The 22515-nt window shown below is 45.0% G+C and carries 13 protein-coding genes and 3 pseudogenes; 15 read left to right on the top strand and 1 reads right to left on the bottom strand.

All coding sequences use genetic code 11. From position 1 onward, the window contains the following. Nucleotides 1-715 precede the first annotated feature (715 nt). The 12 genes from ACT8YW_RS07795 (at nt 716) to ACT8YW_RS07740 (ending at nt 18013) form a co-directional block, all read left to right on the top strand. Nucleotides 716-1282, top strand: coding sequence for a DUF3575 domain-containing protein (locus tag ACT8YW_RS07795; protein ID WP_004318675.1), 567 nt, complete (start codon nt 716-718; stop codon nt 1280-1282). Nucleotides 1283-1320: 38 nt separating this feature from the next. Further along, entirely contained in the window at nt 1321-3048 is a 1728-nt protein-coding gene (locus ACT8YW_RS07790) for a hypothetical protein (protein ID WP_444104569.1), read from the top strand. 108 nt (nt 3049-3156) lie between these two features. Beyond that, nucleotides 3157-4317, top strand: a complete 1161-nt coding sequence (locus ACT8YW_RS07785) for a hypothetical protein (RefSeq protein WP_250717455.1) — start codon at nt 3157-3159, stop codon at nt 4315-4317. Nucleotides 4318-4555: 238 nt separating this feature from the next. After that, complete coding sequence (locus ACT8YW_RS07780; protein WP_444104568.1) at nt 4556-5479, top strand: FimB/Mfa2 family fimbrial subunit; 924 nt, start codon at nt 4556-4558, stop codon at nt 5477-5479. Between the two features lie 47 nt (nt 5480-5526). Next, complete coding sequence (locus ACT8YW_RS07775; protein WP_444104567.1) at nt 5527-7887, top strand: hypothetical protein; 2361 nt, start codon at nt 5527-5529, stop codon at nt 7885-7887. Nucleotides 7888-7970: 83 nt separating this feature from the next. Continuing rightward, nucleotides 7971-10706, top strand: a complete 2736-nt coding sequence (locus ACT8YW_RS07770; RefSeq protein ID WP_444104566.1) for a BACON domain-containing protein — start codon at nt 7971-7973, stop codon at nt 10704-10706. A gap of 388 nt (nt 10707-11094) precedes the next feature. Beyond that, a complete protein-coding gene (locus ACT8YW_RS07765; RefSeq protein WP_444104565.1) occupies nt 11095-12039 on the top strand; it encodes a peroxiredoxin family protein in 945 nt (314 codons plus the stop codon). A 302-nt stretch (nt 12040-12341) separates the two neighbouring features. Continuing rightward, nucleotides 12342-12725, top strand: coding sequence for a hypothetical protein (locus ACT8YW_RS07760; RefSeq protein ID WP_444104564.1), 384 nt, complete (start codon nt 12342-12344; stop codon nt 12723-12725). A gap of 234 nt (nt 12726-12959) precedes the next feature. Beyond that, on the top strand, nt 12960-13130 hold the full coding sequence (locus ACT8YW_RS07755; protein WP_250714485.1) for a hypothetical protein: 171 nt from the start codon (nt 12960-12962) through the stop codon (nt 13128-13130). Between the two features lie 375 nt (nt 13131-13505). Further along, complete coding sequence (locus ACT8YW_RS07750) at nt 13506-15902, top strand: ATP-binding response regulator (protein ID WP_444104563.1); 2397 nt, start codon at nt 13506-13508, stop codon at nt 15900-15902. Beyond that, complete coding sequence (locus ACT8YW_RS07745) at nt 15899-17185, top strand: sigma-54-dependent transcriptional regulator (RefSeq protein WP_444104562.1); 1287 nt, start codon at nt 15899-15901, stop codon at nt 17183-17185. Before ACT8YW_RS07750 ends, ACT8YW_RS07745 begins: the two co-directional genes overlap by 4 nt. A gap of 210 nt (nt 17186-17395) precedes the next feature. Beyond that, complete coding sequence (locus ACT8YW_RS07740) at nt 17396-18013, top strand: RteC domain-containing protein (RefSeq protein WP_444104561.1); 618 nt, start codon at nt 17396-17398, stop codon at nt 18011-18013. Between the two features lie 89 nt (nt 18014-18102). Here the strand turns inward: ACT8YW_RS07740 and ACT8YW_RS07735 are convergent. Next, nucleotides 18103-18420: pseudogene (locus ACT8YW_RS07735) on the bottom strand (hypothetical protein). A gap of 419 nt (nt 18421-18839) precedes the next feature. On the opposite strand from ACT8YW_RS07735, the pseudogene mobA reads away from it, so the two are divergent. The 3 genes and pseudogenes from mobA to mobC all read left to right on the top strand — a co-directional run. Beyond that, nucleotides 18840-19238: pseudogene (gene mobA / locus ACT8YW_RS07730) on the top strand (conjugal transfer protein MobA); the annotation flags it as partial. Between the two features lie 89 nt (nt 19239-19327). Further along, a complete protein-coding gene (gene mobB, locus ACT8YW_RS07725) occupies nt 19328-20452 on the top strand; it encodes a conjugal transfer protein MobB (protein WP_444104560.1) in 1125 nt (374 codons plus the stop codon). A gap of 32 nt (nt 20453-20484) precedes the next feature. Then, a pseudogene (gene mobC, locus ACT8YW_RS07720) lies at nt 20485-22497 on the top strand (conjugal transfer protein MobC). The last annotated feature ends 18 nt before the right edge of the window (nt 22498-22515 follow it).

Here is a 22515-nt window from a genome sequence, read left to right as displayed (position 1 = left end):
CACCACAAGTAATTAGCTTATTCATGAAGGATACGGTGGCTAACGTATATGCTCGCAAGTCACGGCTCAAATCACGTATTAAATCTACGGAAACAGCTAATAAAGAATTATTCTTAAGCCTTCTGGGATAGGTATTTCAACTTTATACTAGGTTCCAATGACTAATGCATCATCCGGTAATTAAATCTAGAATATGTTCAGATTGTTTTTGCCATAATACCGGAATAATGTAATTGTAGAATGGTTTTGTCATGGAGGTAAGCCATAACAGGTTTAATTCTCCTGGGAGGTATGTCTGGAAAGTATGAAGATGCTTTCATTATAATATCTGTTACTATTCCAGTCAATTGTCAGAAACTTATTGATTGCCCTATATTTTTTAAGGTTGTAAATCATCTGTTAGCGTCGTGTTAGAAAAATAAGAAGAACGAAGTCTTTATGTTTCTGTATTATAATGTTTTATGCAATGCGGACGTTAGATTTGTGGTTTCATTTTGTAACTCGTGATTTATGTGTTATTATTACTTTTGCAACCAGGAAAAACAAAACAGATGTGATAATATAAAACTGTTTCTTGTTCATTAAAATACTTCATTTTTACAGGTTGCACGTAGAATAAGAACAGTCTTATTATGATGACACAGCTTTTCATCCGTTTACTTTGGGTGCATGTTTTGTTTATCCACTTAAAGTTTGAGTTATCCTAGTTTGAATTATGAATTTGAATAGAAAAAAGTACTTTTTATGTTTTGCCTGTGTCTTGGCCTGCCTTGTGTATTCAGACAAGGTTTCCGCGCAGTTTTATTCTGTCAGAACCAATCTGGTGGGTTTAGGTACAGGGAATCTGAATGTGGAGGGTTCCATGGCTTTTTCCACGCATTGGTCCGCCCATCTTCCCGTACAGTACAATCCTTTCCGTCTTTGGGATGACGGCAAGCTTAAAAACTTCACAGTCCAGCCTGGTGTGCGTTATTGGATGCGCGAAACTTACGGAAGGGGTTGTTTTATCGGGCTCCACGGTGTGTTCTCCATATATAATGCGGGTGGCCTGTTCGGACATCGCTACCGTTACGAAGGCACAGCTTTCGGCGGCGGGCTTTCTGCGGGGCTGGTGCGCCCCCTTTCGCGTCGCTGGAACCTGGAGTTCGAACTGGGTCTCGGTGTTGTCTGGGCCGACTGGGAACGTTACCGTTGCGTGAACTGCGGTAAGCGTACCGGCAAGGGCTCCGGTGTCTATGTGACACCCACACGTACCGCCGTTAATCTGGTTTATCTTTTCTGAAACCATCTTATCTGTTGAAACAAGATATAAAAAGTTGAATGATGAATAAGTATCTCAAATCCCACATAACGGCCGCCGCTTTCTGCGCGGGAGTGTTACTGGCCGTGTCCTGTTCCACTTCCCGCGAACCGCGGACTATGCGGCTGTTTATGCAGTCCGGCCGTCCTAATATTTTTCTTCCCCACGAGGAGAGCGCACCTTCCGGAGTGCTTGCCGAACAGGTGGGGTTCACCACTTCTTCGGACACTCTTCCCGGTGAGTTCGAAGAGGTCTCCGACAGTACGGATGACGTATGGAAAACCATACACCTGGGCGGTGTTGACATCGTCGCTGCACGCACGGTCGTCAAGCAGGTCACCATGCGGGAAGGTTCCGTGCGTTTGGAATTCAATATCCATGTCCCTTCCCTCCTGATTGACAGTTGCTGGCGTGTCACACTCACCCCGATGCTCTGCACCTCTGACAGTTCAGGCTTCCCGCTACCACCTGTTGTGCTTTCCGGTTCTTCCTTTACCCGCATGCAGGAAGCGGACTATAAGGCGTACAGGCTGTTTCTTAATGGAATTGTCGATCCTTCGGCTTATGATAGTGTGTATCTTGACCGTAAAGGCATCAATAAGGATATCGCCCGCCGGCAGAGGTTCTTCTATGAACTTTACGGCAAGGAGCGCGACCGTCAGCTTGCCTACGAGAAGTGGAAACGCCTTGCCCTTGAACGCCAGAATTTCTGGAACACGCGTACGCAGGCCAACCGTGCGACACTCCGTCACCGCCTGGAGCGCAAGCGGATCGAAGAAAGCGTACGGCGCTATGTGGCTGGTCGTGACACGCTCGGGTTGTGGGCCTCCTATGACCGTAAATATCATCGTACGGCCTCCTTTTGGCCGATGTACCGGCTGGAACGCGAGCTTACCGCCGATCGTGTACCTTCGAAATTCCGTGACCTTTATAACGGGGGGCGCAGCCTGTCCGACATACACAACTATGTCCTCACCGCCACCGATTCGATGGACATCTCCCGCCACCGTTATTTCTACGACCAGATTGCCGAAAATGAGATGAATGACCGTAACCGTGATGAAATCCGCCGGCGTATGATTCCCTTCCCCTATATCGACTCCGTGATGGTCCGCCAGAATTCGGATTCAGTTTCCGGACATGATTATATCTACAACTATGTATATTCTCTACCTGTCACCGATGGAATGAAAAAGCTCCGTGTGCGGCTAGAGTCTATCGTGGAAGCCACCGACCGCAGCACATGGCGGCCTGCCGCCTCGGACACGCTGCTCTTCATTGTGGCCTCGCTTAGCGACCTGGTTGACCGTTCCGCTCTGGACCAATATGTCATAGCTTCTGCGGAGACAGACTCTCTTGCGGCAAGCGGTCCCGTATATACTCCGCAGGGAGAAGAGTATGCCGAAGCCTTGCGGCTCCTTTCAGAGCGACAATACCGGCAAGCCTTGCCGATATTGGAAAAACGGCCTGACTATAACACCGCCCTTTGCCTGACACAGCTCGGGTATCATAAAGAGGCTTCCGCCCTTTTAGACCAGTTACCCGTAGATTCCCGCAAGGAATACCTGCATGCCGTGGTAAGCGCCCGGCAGGGCGATGATTACTTAGCAGTGGAACATATGCTTGCGGCCTGCCGCATGAATCCCAATCTTGTCCTGCGTATTCCCCTGGATCCGGAACTGTCGGACCTCATTCCCAAGTTCTTCGGGCTCCGTATGGAACTGGACAGGATAGCGGAAGGGAAATAGTAAAAAGTAGAAAGAACAAAACAGGAAAAAAAGTATAAGTACGAATTAAATATTAACAAGTGTTTTATTAGTGTTTATTTTTTTATTAACAATTTAATTACAATGATTATGAAAAAAAGTTTGTTAAGCGTGTTTACAATGGTTGCTATGGCTGCAGCATTCACCGCGTGCAGTAACGATGACATCGAAGTGCCTGACGTAAAGAACGGGGAAGCGAGAAGCGTATTCATGAAGCTGGAGTTGCCGACGCTGACGAGATCGACCGAGTCTCCTGTAGCCTCGGGAACGGTTGCTACGGTAAGTAATCTGCATGTATACTTCCATGACGGGACCAGCATTCTGAAATATGTGAACGCGACTACAACCACTCCCATCACGATTGCGAATCTGACTACCGGTACCCAAATAACGGATGTACCCGCGGCGGCTACCACTGTAACGGTATGTGGTAATATTCCTGCCGGAACTTCATTGCCTACAGGTGGAACCGTAGCTGCATTGAAAGCTGTACAACTGGAAATCACAAGCCAGTCTGCAGTTGCGGATGTGGTGTTGAGCGGCGATGACAAACCCCTGCAGACATGGACTACCGGTAGTCCGGCCCTGCCTTATGCCCCTGGAATAACGGACGGTGACAAGTATGCCGAAGTGGAAATCGGTCCTGCCGTGGCACGTGTCGAAATCGAAGGTCTGGCGACTACGGCCTCCAGTGCGGTGGATGGTTTTACGCTGGAAGGAATCTATGTGAATAACTTCTTTGAAAAGTTCAACCTGGCCGGTACCGTTGTGGGAACGAAAGTACAATATGGTGCTACTCCTGCTGCCTATGCTCAAGGACAGGGACTTTACACCCCTGCTAACGCTGGAAAACTCTTTGACCAGTCTGCCGTCGCTGCTACAGGTACCCCAAAGGAAGTCATTCCGCCAACTGCAGGGCAACGTTGGGCATATCAAGTTGTTCCTAACGGTAACAGTACTGACGCGAACGAGCAACTCCAGCTCGTATTTAAGTTGAGTAATTTGGCTGCTAAGGCCGGCAGCAGCGTGAATTTCGGCACAGGTGACCAGTTTATCACCGTGAGAGGATTCAAAGATGGCAGTGGCAATATTGTAGAACTGGAAAAAGGAAAGATTTATACTATCTCGAAAGCCGACTTTACATTTGACGAGAGCAACCTTTCCACAATACCTAATACCAGTGCTGTCAGCGTTTGGTTGAAGGTGACGGTAAAAGCCTGGACGGTCGTTCCTGTCAAGCCTAATCTCTAACTGTCATACCATCAAGGTATATTGTATTTGTTTGTTTCTTTTACAAGTCCGTTTGCGTAGAGGAGATTTTTAGCTCATTTTACTAGTTCACCAGTTCCTCTCGCACGGCGGAATGTAAGCAGGTCGTGGGTGTCTTTTGCCCTGACCTCACGACCTGTATTTCTATAACCTGTTAAATCATAACACGTATATTCATATAAAGTCATAACCACAGTTATTCACCTAAAAGATACTACGCATGAAATTGTATAAAGCTATACGCTTCCTGATGCTTCCCGGTATTTTAATCTTAGTCTTGTCGGGGTGCATCAGGGAGTCCCTGGAGGGCTGCCCTCTGGATACCCTGTTACGATTTACCTACAAGCCTCGCGGCTCTGCCGCTGACCTTTTCGGAGAGCGTGTTCAGAGGGTGAGGCTGTGTGTGTACCGTCCCGATGGCAGTATTGAGCATATGCAGACGCTGGAGAAGAGTGAACTTGACCGTTTGCAGGGTGTTGAGATGTATCTGCCGCAGGGAAACTACACTGTCGTGCTCTGGGCGAATGCTTCGGATGCACAGACCAAGCTCGGCGGCTTTTCCGAAGGAGAAACCATAAGGAACCTTTCCGCCTCACACCCGCATGCGGAGACTTCCGCTTCCATCCCCACGCTTGATCGGCTTCTTTTCGCTGTCACGCCACTTACGGTCAGTGAGCACGAGACTGGAGACCATACTGTCAATTTCAGCCCCGGCACTATCCGTGTAAGTCTTCACCTTGATGGTGTGAGCGTGCAGCCTGTGGTACACATCACGGGCATGGAGTCAGCCTTGCGACCGGTGTTCGACGAAACCTCGGGCACATGGCGTCTCCAGTCCGTAAGCCGGAACAAGACATTCCAGCCTGCCGTAGCATATGATGTCACCAACCGCCATGCTAATGCCACGACTGACATCCCCCGTTTCAAGGCCGATACCCCCGGCATGGTGGAAATTATCGATCCCACCACGGGAAACCATATCGTGCCCCCGATTTCGTTGGCAGGGCTTATTGCCCGCTACCACATACCGATGGAGGAAGATATTGAAGTAACCATTCCTATCGAGATTACCTTTACAAACGGTCATGCGAAAATAACGATCAGGAATTGGGAAAATCAGAATGTAAAACCCGGAGGAGTGTAAAAAACGCACCGGTCAATCATGAAATGCAAATCATAAAACAATATATTATGCCAAGTAGTTCAATCATCATACCGTTCCGCAACCTGCTGTCGGTCCTGTTATTACTGCCGCTCGTACTTTCGTGCCGGCAAGACGAACTCATTCTTCCTGTTCCGCCCGTGTCCGGCAAAGGTGAGACGGCCGAAGTGACACTTTCTGTCAGGATTCCCGATTTCCGGGCGGCGAATACTCGTGGTGTAGACGAGAAAGGGATAACAGAGATTACCGTACTGATGTTTGCCGATGAAGGCGGTACGGAGAAAGTCAAGGTGAAATATGATATTCCGGGCAGCTCGTTGCATACACTTTCAGGCTCTTCGGATACGAAATACTTCTCTGTGCCCGTTATTGCGGGCAGATACAAACGTATAGCTCTCATAGCTAATGCCCAAACAGAACTGGCAAATATAACAGCCGGTTCCACCTATGATGCTCTTAAGCAAGTGGAAGTCGTGGGTAGGTTCGGACAAGAAGGTACGGGCACATACATACCCATGTACGGCGAGCATGCCCCGGCGGGAGGCTTTGAACTGAAAGCCGGTGTGTCGCAAACCATTGCGCAGGAAATACCGCTTATCCGCATGCTGGCGAAGGTGGATATCATCAATCCTACAACTTCGGGAGCCACGACAGCTGCGGGAAAGGTTTACTTCGTCAATTCCGTAGGCAACGGACGCGTTTGGGTAGATCTTGCTACATACAATACCACCGCTTCACAGTCGGGATACATGACTCCCACATTGCCTGCCACATCGCAGCCAGCAGTCAGTGGCGGGCACCCGCTTGAGGGAACTGCAAACACCGCATCTCCGAATGTCATCACTTATTATTTGAATGAACAGCCGGCTATCTCCGGCGGCAGCCGTCCTTGTATAGTGATAAATCTTGCCTATCAAGGAAGAGAATACTACTACCGAATGGATTATACATGGGACGGTATCAAGGGCGGTGGCACGAGTCCTTACGAAAAGGGTAAATACATGCCCATTCTGCGCAACCACCGCTATATTTTCACCATCAAGGAAGTGAAAGGGCCGGGGTTTGCCACTTTGAACGAGGCTGTAACCAGCCCGGACAACTTTACCAACCATAACATCGTAGTAGTGCCCATCGTGATAGACGCATTCACAGATATAACGTTCAATGAATCGGGGCATTTCTTGGCAGTGACCCGAACGGCGATGACACTTCAAGGCAAGCACGATGCCACAAGCACACAGAACAAATTTTCTGTGCGCACCAATTACCCCAGTGGGTGGAAGGCCGGTGCCTATAATGCCGACGGAACAACAATTTTAGTTTCTAATTCATGGCTGAAACCCAGTCAAAACAGTGGGGCGGCTGGCGCCACTCTCACCAATCCGGTTACGGAGGAATTGCAGGCCATCACGAATGGCAAGGGATTCAAGGATGGTTATCTGGAGATACGGGCTGGACGACTTTATACTAAAATCAATATTAAGCAGATCGGTACGCCTTTGGATTATGTTGCCGAATATAACCTCGCCGGTGGCTCTACCTATAATTCTCCTTTCATTTCTTCCGATCCTCCGGGTATTTCTCCCACTGCAGCCCAGACTGACCCTAATCTTCGTTGGGCTTCGAGCCATAGCAATGACCAATCCGGTTATTATAATTGGTACGTGCTCACAGGAGAGAATAATGGCACTTACAATCCAAATGCCAAGAGGCTCTTTGATGATGTCTTTTTTAAACCGGGGCATCCCGGTTATGGTTACCACCTGCCTTCCCGCTGGGAGTTGACGGGCGTTTTCTCCTACAGCGGTAATACCCAATATGATTCCCCTACTAATACCTCTAATGTCAACGAGGCTATTGAGTTCGGTGGCATCAAAAAAACTTTCGCCAACGATTATTTCTCTTCGGGTAACGGTGTTTGTTACGCTCTGCGTTTCAAACAAGGTACCGGTAATCCTATCGATGATTCTTCCCTATCCGATTTCCCTCTTGCTACTGATAATAATATGGTTTGTGCTTACCGTTACACCCGCGTGGGTTCGTTTGCCAACCATGACTTTACTTCCCTATTGAAAGTGGATTGTGTTTACTTGGGCAGCGCATTTACAGGAAACATTAGCACTATCAATAATGATTCTTGGTGGGATAGCCATACTTCCGAGGCTGTCGTTCGTATTTTTCCGGCTGCCGGTTATATCTCCTTCCCAACGTTCATTTCGAGTGGTTATCTCGAAGCCCGAGGCGAATATGGTCGGTATTGGTCGAGCACGGAGTTTCCCAGCCTCCTCGGCAATGCTTGGAACGTGTCTTTCTACTCGTACTCTGCGTTCGCGAATGACAGAGACATTAAACACCACGGGTTTTCCGTTCGTCTGTTCGCCGATAAATAAGTAAGACGGTATATGACCGATGCAATTTAGTTTGTAAGAAAGTTGATATAAGAAATAGATATATTACTAAAAAAAGAAGAAAAATGAATATAGGATTTCAGACTTCCGGTTTATCCGGTTTCACCCGTGTGGCATATCTGTGGAGGCGACATGCCTCAGCTGTGCTGTGGATTGCAATGGCAGCGCTCCTTCCGACCGCTTGCAGTGATGATGCGGAGCAGTCGGTGCCGCAAGCGAACGGACATACAGCCGTTATTTACCTGAACTTTAAAACCGGTGCTTCAAAACCGGCCGTCGAAATGAACGCCTCGCAAAGTTCCGAAACGCGTGCGCCGCTGACACGTGCTATAGATGAAAATGGTATCAATACTGTAGATGTACTTTCATTCAAGGTTGATCCTGCAGATCCTACGAATATAAAGAAAGGTACATTCTTTTACCGTGCACAGGGCGTATATGATGCCGCTACTCAATCCGTGTGCGTGCGTTTGGTTTCCGATGCTGCTGCACAAACGCTCGTGGTGCTTGCCAATGTCCGTCAGCAGATAGATGCTTTTCCCGCGGCTTATGGCGAACAGAAAGAGACAGTGATGGGGCGTCTGTTGCTACCTGCTACATCAGATAAAATGCCCGATCTTACGTCGGGTATGCCCATGTGGGGTGAATTGCCTGTTCAAACCATAAATGAAACCTATGCACAATCTTTAATGACAGCTCCCACAGTGACGATGATACGTTCTTTGGTGAAAGTGACTATTGAGAATAAAGTATCTGCCGTGATTCCTCCTTATTGGGGGGGCGGCATATATGATTCTTTCGTAATCAGAGCTCATCCTGTTATTTACAATTACCGTGCAAATGGGCGCATTTCTCCTGATAATTTTAATGTTACAGCACAGACTGTATTTGCCCCGACAATTCCGACTGCTTCGGGAACTGTCTTACCACAAGGCACACATCTGGATAATCCGCCCTGGCAGGAATGGGAACAACTCTTTCCGGGATCGAAGACATATATTTATCTTTTCGAGATGAACAATAGTTCCGCTATATCTTCCGGTTCGGCATTGGACGGCTGTTGTCTGGTGGTGTATGGCTCATCCAATGACCCGCATTATTCTGCCAATGGGTATTATCGCATAGACCTGAAGGATTATGATACGAATACGTATTTTGACCTGAAACGTAATTATGAATATCGGATACAAATTTTAGAAATTCCCAACAATCCCGGTGCTCCTTCTCCTGATGAAGCTTTCAAAGGGAATTACACTCTCAAATGTAAGATTGTTCCATGGAACGAGGTGCAGGAGGAGGTAATAGTGCCCGGTAACAAACGGCTGACGGTGGATAAACGGGAGTTTGTATTTCCTGGTGATCCTAATGTAACGGGTGAAACGGGAGGTTCACAGCTTCTTACTTTGAGTACGGAGAATACCGGTGGCTGGCGTATTGAAGGTAAACCTGACTGGATCAGTCTTTCACAAACCACAGGAGGTGACAATACACCTGCAACTGTAACACTGACTGTTAGTGGGGTTAACCCTGGTCGTACAGATCGTACAGCAACAATGAATCTCGTGGCCGGTAATCTGACCTATAAGATTCATCTCTCGCAACCCGACGCCTGTGGCAAGAATGGTGTGCCCAAAAAGATGCGCATCGGAAACAACGATTATTACACACACCGTTTCGGCGGGCAGTGCTGGATGTTGGAAAACTCGCGTGAAGGAACGCCAAGCTATAAACTTCCTCCTCTGCCAGGGAAAGTGAAAGATAGGTATCTTTACAAGGGAACTGATTTGACCTCTTCGGGAGTCGTCTCCGCAGGTTGGAGAATACCAAATTACACGGATTTTAAGTTGTTGAAAGAGGCGATGAATACCGCTTCCGACAAAGCCATATGGTTTGATGAAAGATGGAGAGAACCGGGATTAAGGGCTTATTTCCCTACCTTTGTCGATGATGTTTATACAGTTCAGGCGTGGCCCGGCCGCAGTGCAAATAAATTCTATCACACGAATCCCATGCGACCGTGGCAAAACGGGTATATATGCGGATTGTCCGGTTATGAATACATAGAACAAAATGCAGAGGCCTTTTGGACGAAACAGCTTATCAGCGACCCGTCGATGTATAGCGGCGCTCAAGCTGTTCCTTCTCATGATGGAACAAAGAAAGCACACGTCACCATGTCTCAAATTCCGGTTCTGATTCAATATCAAGAATTTATTCCTTGCCCACTTTATTTAAACTATTTACATCCCAGCCAAAGAAATAATAATTTTTATCTTAGCATGATGGGAAGTATGTTCAAAAGACTGACGACTTATCAAGTAATAGATAAAATAACTGGAGGAACATATTGGTATAGTGATTACATTGAACAGTTAGGTAATAAAACCGCCTTAAAAGTATCAGATTGGCAGTGGTCGGGTGCTACCACAGATAGAATATTCTATTATGGCGATATGCCATGGTATTATGGTAGTAGTAGTAATAAAATAACGGTTAATGATATGAAAAATTACTATAATCATGATAAATTTATGAGGTCAGTTGTTGGTAGTCTTACTAATAACCATACATGGGTACATGTAGATAATACATGTTTTTATGTTTTCAAAGTCGATAATAGCAGGCAGGGGGATTTACGTTATGAAACCAGTTATTATAATAATTTAAATATTATGCAAACACCATATCTTAATACAGGTTACGTCCCACGGAGTAACATCTCCATTTATAATGGAAAGGGACTGTTTGTTTATCTTGAAAACGAATTGCAAGTCAGGTGTGTCCGTATAGAAGATCAATGACTAAGCCGATAACACCCGTTCGTTTCCGACAAAGATACCGGCAAGAGCTTACTTAGATGCCGTCGAGCTCGGAATTAGGACATGTCAAAATCCGACTTCTCCATCCTCTTAGGAGTATATTTGTGGCATGCCCGGCGAGAGACGTAAGCTATTGTCTAATTCTTGAATATTTTATTACTATATTATTCTCCAAGAAACAGAAATCACAGATGGAAGGAGAGCCAGTTAAATATTATCCGCAAGTAGTGACCGTGGGCAACCCATTGGGATAAAGACAAAAGAAGATAAGAATAAAAGAGGATAAACCACCTTAAACAAAAAATATAAGAATGAAAGAACAAAAGGAGAAAAGTGAGATAAGAGATGGAGATAGAATGAGATTGGTGGCATGGCTGTATTTAAAATTCAAACTTTAGTGAACTATAATGAAGTTAAAAGAGTTATGAATAAAGTATATATCTTTCCTGCAATCTTTTTTCTGCTGCTTTGCTGCAGTTGCCGCAGGGCAGGAAGGCAGACCGAAATCATACGACATCATGAGCGTCTGCTGTATGCCCTCGCGTCAAATGACACGACGTCTCTCCGCCAAGAACAACTTTATCTGGTGGACACACTGTCATCCGACAGCCTGTTGGCCTCACTGCAGATGCGTGATTATCTGTATGCATGGGTAAACTCTTATTGTTTCTGCAAAGGCACGACAGAGGCTTCGGCAACATTAGGGAGCATTGTTACGGAACAAATTGCTGCCGACACGAAGCGCCTTGCCGTGCGCCTGTTCGACACCGGTAAGGAAAAGCAACTGGAAGAGATGCTGCGCATCGTGGTCGGACGACTGCTGGAGCTAGGTATGAACGATGCAGCGGCTGTTACTGCGGCAGCCGTTATGGGCATTGATGTTGATCCCGCCTGTCCGGGAGACATTGCCCGCCGCCTGCTTACCCGTCTGCTGCTTGCAGGAAGAAAAGCCCCGCGTCTCTCCCATACAGTACCGTTGGTGGCAAGCGGTCCTACCTTACTATTGTTCTATGAAACGGATTGCCCTAACTGTGAAGCTGTCCTACGTGACCTCTGTGGGTTTTACACTACCTTGAAGGACAGAGGAGTGCGAGTGCTGTCTATTGCTTCCGACGAAGACGAGCATATCTTTTCTTCCCGTGCCGCTTCCTTGCCGTGGACAGAGAAATGGTACGATTCTCTCGGCTTTTACAGTCCTGATTTCGAAAATTACGGTGTGGCATCCACGCCTACTCTGGTCGTGGTAAACCCTGACGGCCGGATTGCTGGTTCCTATCACACACTGGAGGAAACAGGGCTGATAAGCATACATTAACCTGTTAACCAACGAAAGCATGACACATATGACAGACACTTTTTGTTTTCTGACACGAATTCCCAGGCTGCATAACCGTGTCCCCGGAAAAGCTTGGAACGCCTCCCGCCGGAGTTATGAAAGTCACAGACCGCGTCGTAGGCGTAAATATACCCCAGGATTTCTCATACTTCTTATGTCAATCCTTCTTACCCTGATCTTGCTCTTATCCAACAGTTAGTCTATTTCGTAAGGAAATTGTATAACTGTCGGGTAGTGAAAACTGGCCGACAATTCAATATGAACATTTAATGCATACATCTATGAATGATTTTTCAAGTAAAAATGACAGGGCTATCCTTGAGACTGAACTAGCCCTGCTTTGTTCACGGATTCAGCTCTATTATTTGATCCGGTGGCGTGTCTGGCGTAACCGGGACATCCGCAAAATGAATGAAGTCAGAAGAAGGCTTATGTTATTCTCTGACATGCGAAGCGAGTTCATTGCACGACTGGTCGGTTCCCGACCGTATGAACCATATGTTCTTCTCAGTATGCTTTACAGGCAGGAATTGGCATTGGTGGAATATATCCTGGACAAATATCCTGACCTGATGCTCATGCCCGAACAAGAAATGCTAAGGGTTATGGAAGAGGCGGAAAAAGAAACAAAGCCGGAACAAACGGACACAGTGAGTTTATATTAGTGCAGTAACATTAAGCCTTTTCATAAAACAATATTTTTCATTTTATATCATTTTATAAACCATAGACTCCATTGTGGTGTAAATCTTGTAAAAAAGATCAGATAAACAGTAATTTGTATAAGTCTGTTTACATGTTTATTATCTATTTGCAAAAATAGATAATAAACATGTAAACACATTAAGAATTGAATATATGAATATTATAAATTACGAGATCTTATTATCATTAGCCACATGGTAGCATTCATCGACAGAAGAATCGACTGTCCGATGCTGGCATGGATTAGTGGTGAAGAGTATCACACAACATTGGTGACTTTTGACTATATTTGCCCTGTGGAAGATGGTTTGATTATGATTGCTGTGAAACTGAATAAAAAATATATTAAAATCCGTTTTAACTAGTTATGCAATATCTTAAAACATATACTATGAACATAAAAATGCAATGTTACAACCCGCTTGCATGTTCTTGACAGAAAAGCTGGACTTGTTATGGGCTTACGGTCAAGTAAAGGATATTAGATGGAAGTAAACGTCCATTATTAAAAAAACAAGTAAAAGAGGTATTTTCTTTATGCTATTTCTATGTAATATTTAAAGCCTGATATATGTAGCCCGGTTACTATGTAATTCTTTTACCGTATATGATGAAAGAACGGTTCTAAGGTCATGAAAGTCTGACAACTAAGAATAGATGTCAATGAACCTTTTTATTCATTTGGGATGCTTGAAGGAGACATTCTGAAAAACGATATTCATCTATAAGACTTCTGAAAAATGGGACTAAGGTTTAAGATTCTTATCGGTTACAGCATACTGATTACCCTGCTCGTCTTTATTGTATATCTATTCCGTCAGGAACAGATAAAACACAATACCCTGCAAAAAGCGGAACAGGAAATGGTTTATACCCATAAGTTGGTGGAAAGGACGTACATGCACCTTTGGGAGCTGACTACACAAGCCGAACTGGTAAGCGTATGGAAAGAGGCTGATCAGGAACGTTACCGTGTGAAAAGAAGGGAGGTCTGTGATACATTACAAGTGTTGAGAGATTATGTGCATACCCCGGAACAGGAAAGACAAATAGATACCCTCTGTTTGCTGTTGCAAGAAAAAGAATTCCTGCTCTCGGCTGTCATGAATACCTTTCTGCAATTACAGGAGACCGGTAATTTTGTCAGAGAAAAGATACCGGTTATAGTTTCCCGGATAGAGCGTATCTCACCTCAAAAACAAACGATGACTGCCATACAATCTTCTGCCGCCTCCAAAATGAAAAAAGGGTTACGGTCTATCTTCCATAGAAAAGAGTCCAGATCAGCTTATCCGGAACAACGGGAAAAAGTTGCCAGGGAAAAGGAAACGGATGCCAATCCAGTCTCTTCTCCCGCAGGACTGCTTTATTCATTGGATAAAGAAGTCATGGAACAACAGCAGGAACAGCAGCAGAGGCTTCTTTTACAGATGGACAGTCTTTATAATAACAATCTTGTATTGAACCGGAAATTAAATAATTTAGTAAAGGATTTCGAAGAGGAAACCAACCGGCGTTTATCCCAAAGATATGGGCTATCCATATCCGGCAGGGAAAGTTCTTTTTTTACTTTTGCAGGTCTTACCTTTTTTGTCTGCATGTTAATTATTGTACTTTATATCATCATCCATCGGGATGTGAAAAGGCGTTCCCGCTATGAAAAAGAATTGGAAGAATCAGATAAAAAGAACAAAGAATTGCTACAATCTAAGAAGAACATGATGCTCTCTATCGCCCATGACCTACGCTCCCCATTGGCGATCATCAAGGAAAGTGCAGAGCTGTTGCCCCGATTGGAAGAAAAAGACAAACGCGATGAATTTGCGGCGAACATATGCCACTCTTCCGACTATATGCTCAATCTGGTAAATACTCTGCTGGAGTTTTATCTGCTGGATACCGGACAAATCCAACTGAATATGATGCCCTTTTCATTATCACTATTCTTCCGGGAAACGGCAAAGAACTACACCTTGCTGTCAAAAAAGAAACGCCTCAGGTTTACTACCCGTTTTGAGAATCTGAATGTCATCGTAAACGGTGACCGGGCACAACTGCAACAGATCATTAATAATTTGCTGTCTAATGCTTTGAAATTTACAGAAAAAGGGACAGTCACTTTGACTGCGGAATATAGCAATGAAAAATTACGTATTTCAGTGCAAGATAGCGGTCCGGGCATGACAAAGGAAGAGTTAAAACGAATATTTAATGCCTTTGAAAGACTGGATAATGCAAAGCATACACCCGGCTTCGGATTGGGGTTGGCGATCACCTCCAAACTCATACAATGGATGAGTGGTGAGATCTCGGTGGAGAGCCGTATCGGAAAAGGAAGCACTTTCTCCGTATTCCTTCCCTTTCCGGTTGCCGACAATAATTCCGTTCAGGAAGAAACTAGGCCGTTTGTCGGTGTCCATTTAGAAAATATCCGCGTGTTGGTCATTGACGATGACCTTATCCAACAGAGGATAACTCGTGAAATGTTCTCTCAGAACCGGGTGGCATGTGATTGCTGTACCAACTGTTGGGAACTGACAGATCTGTTAAAGAAAAATAATTATGACTTGCTACTGACAGATATCCAGATGCCGGAAATGGATGGTTTCGGTGTTTTGGAAATACTCCGTTCTTCTAACATAGAAAAAAACAAAAACATACCGGTCATCGCAGTGACTGCCCGCTCCGATGATGATAATGAATATCTATCCGAAGGTTTTGCAGGAAGCATACACAAGCCTTTTACAATGGAGCAACTGATGGATGTCACCGGGAAGATAGTCGGTCAAAAGGAAGTAACAGAACAGAGCCCTGACTTTTCAGTCATTCTCTCGGGGGAGGACAACCGGCAGGAGATGTTGCGCTTATTCATAGAGGAAGCACGTAAGGACATGGATTCGATAGCTACCGCCATAAACCAAAATGATTTGAAAACCGTCCAATCCATCCTGCATAAAAATCTGCCTCTTTGGGAAACCGTTCATATAAACTATCCGTTAATGCAATTGAGGAAATTGGTAACTACAGCTACAGGTTCATGGACAAAAAGACAAATAACAGATATACAGGAGATCATCCGTTCTATGAAAGAAATTATTGATTTTGCAGAACATAAATTACAGGAGGAAAAACAATGAAAAGTATTCTGATTATAGAAGACGATATTATTTTCAGCCGTACCATCGGTAACTGGCTGGTAAAACAAGGCATGAGGGTGGAAAGCGTAACGAAACTTTCCGATGCGAAGAAATCCATTAGGGAAAAGGAATACGATCTGATACTGGCAGACCTGCGTCTGCCGGATGGAAACAGTACCCTCTTTCTGGAATGGCTGAATGATGAAAATTATACGATCCCTTTCCTTATCATGACTAACTACGGACAGGTGGAAAATGCGGTGCAAGCCATGCAACTCGGCGCCGTTAATTATCTGTGCAAGCCTATTCGGCCGGATAAACTTTCGGAGGCTATCTCTAATGTGCTCAGCAAGTCTCGTGAAGAGAATGAATTTTACCGTGGTGAAAGTCCGCAAGCCTTAGAACTCTATAAAAAGTTGAAACTGGTTGCCCTTTCAGACTATTCTATCTTGATCCGTGGGGCATCCGGTGTGGGCAAAGAACATGTGGCAAGAGAAATTCATGACCAGAGCCACCGCCATAGTAAGCCGTACATTACTGTTGATTGCGGGGCAATCCCCGAAGAGCTTGCCGCTTCCGAATTCTTCGGTCATCGTAAGGGAGCCTATACCGGAGCAGAAAGCGATACACCCGGTTTGTTTCGTGCTGCCGATGGCGGCACCTTGTTTCTTGATGAAATCGGTAATTTGTCTTATAAGACACAAACTCTTCTTTTGAGAGCTTTGCAGGAAAAAACATACAAGCCATTGGGCTCTACCCATGAATATGCCTTTAATATACGGCTTATCGCAGCTACCAATGAAAATCTGGAGAAGGCCATCAAGGAAGGACGGTTCCGGGAAGACTTGTTCTATCGCCTAAATGAGTTTACCCTTACCCTTCCCCGACTGTCGGAATGCAAGGAAGATATTCTGCCGATGGCAAACTTTTTTCTGAGACGTGCCTCAGAAAAACTGAAACGTCATTTCCAAGGTTTCGACCGTCTCGCAGAAACGGCTCTTGAACAATATCCTTGGTTCGGAAATATCCGTGAGCTGAAAAACACGATAAACTGTGCTGCATTGATAGCCGAAAGTCAATGGATTACGGTAAAAGACCTGAGTTTGGATCTTTCGATAGAGACGGAAGAAGAACCGGAAGATACAACGGAACAGGAAAAGGAGAAAGTTATACTTCTTCAGACACTGGAACGAACTGGTAATAACCGTTCAAAGGCAGCCAAGATGCTAAAATTAAGCCGTACTACGTTTTATGAGAAATTAAGGAAATATCATATTATCTGATGGCGTACAAAAATCTGTGTACTCCCCGTACAAAGTGTAAGGCTAGATGAACAACTGATGCTTACAGTTGAAATCTCGTTTTGTATTCTATATTGTTGATTTACAGGAAAATTATTAATTTTCGAGAAAGATATCCGGTAAGGTATGAATCTTGGTCTTAATCTTATGACGATATTGGCTATAGATTAATAAACTAAAAATATATGCCTTATGCACTACACATTAACTAACCACCGTTTATTCGGTTGTTTTGACTTATTCCTCCAGAAAAATGAAGAAATATCTGAGGAAGAGTTGGCCTCCGCTTATGGAGAATTTGAAGTATTTCTTTCTGACTATTCTAGCCGGGAAGATTCCATCTTGAGAAGACTGCATGAACTATATCACACAGAGATTGAACTCACGGCCTTGCTGCAATTCCTGCTGAAACATCCGAATACTCTTCTAAGAATATACCTTGACAAGACCTATCACCTTGTGAAAACCGAAATTAAACTTGAGTACCTGTTACTTCAACACCCGGAATATTCTATTTCCAAACAAGAAACAGTGCTACCGTCCCTTCATTGGAACGGCTCGCTTATCAACCTGATGGAACTTATCACTTCCCTCGACTACAGCGGTGTCATAACGGATGCTTCCGGAGACCACCTGTCTTTTGCCGGTTTGGTCAGTGCTTTTGAAATGCTGTTCCATCTTCATATCTCCAAACCATATGACCTGCGTGCCGACCTTGCACGACGCAAGAAAAGCCTTTCTGTCCTGCTTCCCAAGCTGAAAGAAAACTATGAAAAGAATATTGTGAACTGTGGGATAGCGAGTAAATAGTGACTACATTAATCAGTGTTACGTAGAATAAAATCCCGGTTCGCCAAGAACTGGGATTTTATTTTACGTACAGCTTATTGAAGCATTCCTTATGCCTTCATTTCTTCGCCTTTTTCATTCATGAGAATTGTCATTTTCTGCGCATCCTTGGTAGTAATGATCACCTTGTACACTTTTCCTGTTTCTTTGGCGGCTACATAAGCCTCTTTGATAGAAGCGCCCTCATAACTTTTTGCCAGGGCGTTCATTACTTCCGCAGGCAACCCCTTGGTATCAACTTTTGTGAATTCCTACTGTGGAGCCTGTGCAGTAGTTTCTATAACTGTAGCGTTGTCAACTTCCTGTGTGAATGCTACAGAACTACCTAATCCCATAACCAATGTTACTGCTACTAATACCTTTTTCATAATCGTAATTTTTTTAATTAAGACTTGTTTCGTTGTTTACTATCTCTTACATTAAAGTAAAGGCAAAGCGGCTGCCGAAATATATCAAATAAGCATATTTCTGATAATCAACGTAATATAAGATTAACATTCTAGAAAGTATGTGGATTTGTGTGGGAAGTGTAGATTGTACATGAGGAAGAGGTATACAAAAAACAAAGTATCATCAAATTTATCAGAAAAGCATACATTCCAACAGCTATTTGTGCCTCTGTCATAAATAGTCATCTCCTGTCATTTGTAGTCACCTCCCGATTTTAGGTTCGTATTAAAATTATCACTTATTTTGTTGCCGGATAAATAAAACCTCAAAAGATATGGCGAAAATCAGTAGCACACGCAAGCCCGGGCGGGCTGACACATCGAGTAAATGAAGAGGCGGACGGACTCCTAAAGAAGAATCTCAGCTTCATTCTTTTTATTATGGATTCCGTCTGGACGAGCTCCAGAACATTGAATTTGAAAGACTCTTCGAAAACTCGGGAGCTAAAACCAAATCTCAATTCATTCTTGCCGCCCTTTTCGACAAGCCGATGAAAGTCGTGAAAATAGACAAGGCGGCGACAGACTACTACATCAAGCTGACCAATCTGCAGAGCGAATACCGCCGGATCGGTGTAAACTATAACCAGGCAGTCAAGGCTCTGCATACCGGACTCTCCGAGAAGAAAGCCCTTGCCATGCTCTATAAATTGGAGCAACTGACTATTGAATTCATCTCCCTGAACCGAGAGATCATCCGTCTCACCCAAGAATTCGAACAATGGTTGCAAAAATAACATCAGGAGCCTCCATATATGGAGCATTATATTATAATCAAGAAAAAGTGGACAAGCAGCAGGCACGGCCACTGGCATGAAACCGGATCATGGAACCGGCAGACGGCAATCCGACTGTCCGGCACTGCGTCCGTTCCTTTGAGCCGTACCTGACAGCCAACCGCCGGACTGAGAAACCTGTTATTCACGTCTCGCTTAATCCACATCCGGACGATGTGCTGAGCGATGAACAGTTGACCGTCATTGGTCAGGAATACATGGAGAAAATGGGATATGGCAACCAGCCCTATATCATCTATCGGCATGAGGATATCGGCAGGCCCCATATCCATATTGTCTCCCTACGTATTGATGAGCAAGGAAAGAAAATTAATGATTACAAAGAATGGCAACGCTCGACTGCCGTTTGTCGGGAGCTTGAGGGGAAATACCATCTGCTTCCCGCCGAGAAGATGGAGCGGCGAGCCCCCTTGCCATTAACCGCTGTTGATTACCGGAAGGGAAATATCAAGCATCAGATAGCCAATGTGGTCAAACCCGTCATGCAGGGATACAAATTCCAATCCATCAAGGAGTTCAAAGCCCTGCTTGGTCTTTTCCATGTAACAGTGGAAGAAATCCACAAGACGATAGAGGGAAAGACTTATCACGGGCTAGTTTATGCGGCTACCGATGAAAAAGGAGAACGGACCGGCGTAGCCATCAAATCCAGTAAAATCAGTAAAAGCGTAGGTTATAAGGCACTCCAAAAGAAATTTGCGAAAAGCAAACAATGGATTGCTCGACATCCCATACCTGTACAAACGAAGGAAACCATCGCCGCTACCTTGCAAGGACAGCCTACCTGTCAGGGATTTCTGCAGGAACTCTCCGGAAAAGGCATTGCCGCCATACTCTGGCAGAACGATTCCGGTGTGATTTATGGCGTGACTTACATCGACCATAACTCTAAGACCGTATTCAAGGGGTCGCTCTTAGGCAAAGAGTATTCAGCATCGGTTATCAACCGGAAGTACGGTACGCCCCCACCGGAGAAAACAGAGGAAGGTCCTGTTATCCATCCGTCCGAACCGGAAATGAAAGAGCCGGGACTACTGGACGGACTGTTGGATATATTCTCTTTGGAATCCTATCCATATCCGGCAGACGACCTGACGCAAAGCCCTTACGGGAAAAAGAAAAAGAGAAAATGCAGAGGTCCGCATCTCGGCTAATAAAATGATCACCATTAATTATCATACCGCTTATGTCACAAGACGAAACCAGAGGTCTCAATAAGAACCTCGACTTTATGAGGGCCATCAGCATCCTCTTTTTAGTGATGAATGTTTATTATTACTGTTATCCCTATTTTCTTTCCATGAACCTGAACATCGGTATCGTGGACAAGATACTACTCAATTTCCAGCGGGATACCGGCCTGTTTTCCCATTCGCTGGTGAGCAAGTCTTTCAGCCTGCTCTTCCTCTTTTTCTCCTGCATGGGAGCCAAAGGACGGAAGGACGTGGAGATGTCATGAAGGAGTATCGGTTGTTGTCTTATAGCCGGGCTGCTGCTCTTTTTGGGTAGTGAGTTCTTACTGACGGTCCACTTCTCCGTCAAGCTTCTTACTTTATTATATGTAGCTACCGTAGCTACCGGATATATCTGTCTGCTTACCGCCGGAGTCTGGATCAGCCGCCTGCTAAAGAACCGATTCATGGACGACGTCTTTAACGACGAAAACGAGAGCTTTATGCAGGAGCGCAGGCTGATTGCCAATGAATACTCGGTAAACCTGCCCACCCGTTTCCGTTACCAACGAAAGACCTATTCAGGCTGGATAAACGTGGTTAATCCCTTCCGCGCCTCGTTGATATTAGGTACGCCGGGATCGGGAAAGAGTTATGCCATTATCAATAACTATATCCGCCAGCAGATAGAGAAGGGGTTTACCGCTTATATCTATGACTTCAAGTATCCAGATTTGAGTATAATCGCTTATAACCAGTTACTTAAAAATAAAGATAAATATGTCAAACCGGTCGGCTTTTATGTGATTAATTTCGATGATCCCAGATACAGCCACCGATGCAATCCCCTCAATCCTTCATTCCTGTCCGACATTGCGGATGCGTATGAGTCTGCGTTTGTGATCATGTTAAATTTGAATAAAAGCTGGATTCAAAAGCAGGGAGATTTCTTTGTAGAAAGTCCGATTGTATTGTTTGCAGCGGTGATCTGGTACCTTAAAATCTATGAAAACGGGAGATATTGTACCTTTCCACATGCCATTGAATTGTTGAATAAACCGTACTCCGACTTGTTTACTATACTAACCTCTTACCGGGAACTGGAGAATTATCTGTCACCTTTCATGGATGCATGGAAAGGTGGTGCAATGGAGCAGCTTCAAGGGCAGATTGCATCCGCCAAGATTCCACTGTCCAGGCTGATCTCGCCGGCCTTATATTGGATCATGACCGGAGATGACTTCACGCTGGATATCAATAATCCGGAGGAACCCAAAGTTTTGTGCGTCGGCAATAATCCTGACAGGCAGAATATTTACTCATGTGCATTAGGATTGTATAATGCCCGTATCGTTAAGATGGTCAACCGGAAAGGCAGGCTCAAATGCTCTATTCTGGTGGATGAGGTTCCAACCCTTTACTTTAAAGGACTCGACACGTTAATCGCTACTGCCCGCAGCAATAAAGTGGCAGTTACCTTGGGAGCACAGGATTTCAGCCAGCTAATACGTGACTACGGTGATAAGGAGGCACGTGTAATCCAAAATACAATAGGAAACATTTTTTCCGGGCAAACGGTCGGGGAAACAGCGAAGAACCTCTCTGAAAGATTCGGGAAAGTGCTCCAGCAGCGCAAATCCATCAATATGACCCGTGAGGATACCTCCACCAATATCAGTACCCAGCTTGACTCGCTGATTCCCGCCTCCAAAATTTCCAACCTCTCACAAGGGGAGTTTGTCGGCAGTGTCTGTGACAATTTTGGTGAGAAGATAGAACAGAAGATATTCCATTGTCAGATCATGGTGGACAATGAACGGGTAGCTGCCGAAACAAAAGCCTACAAACCTATCCCCGTCATAACCGACTTTACCGGTGCGGACGGTAAGGACCATATGCAAGAGGAAATCGAGAGGAACTACTATCAAATCAAGGAAGATGTGACGCAAATCATTAAGAAAGAGTTGCTCCGCATCCAAAATGATCCCAACTTGAAACATCTGCTGGAAACGGCAGACGATGAATAATTCCCAATTTATTAATCA

This window comes from Bacteroides sp. (assembly GCF_052357945.1).
Classification (GTDB): Bacteria; Bacteroidota; Bacteroidia; order Bacteroidales; family Bacteroidaceae; genus Bacteroides.
The sequence above is the reverse complement of the archived record's forward strand: the minus strand, read 5'-3'. Positions and strand labels throughout refer to the sequence as shown.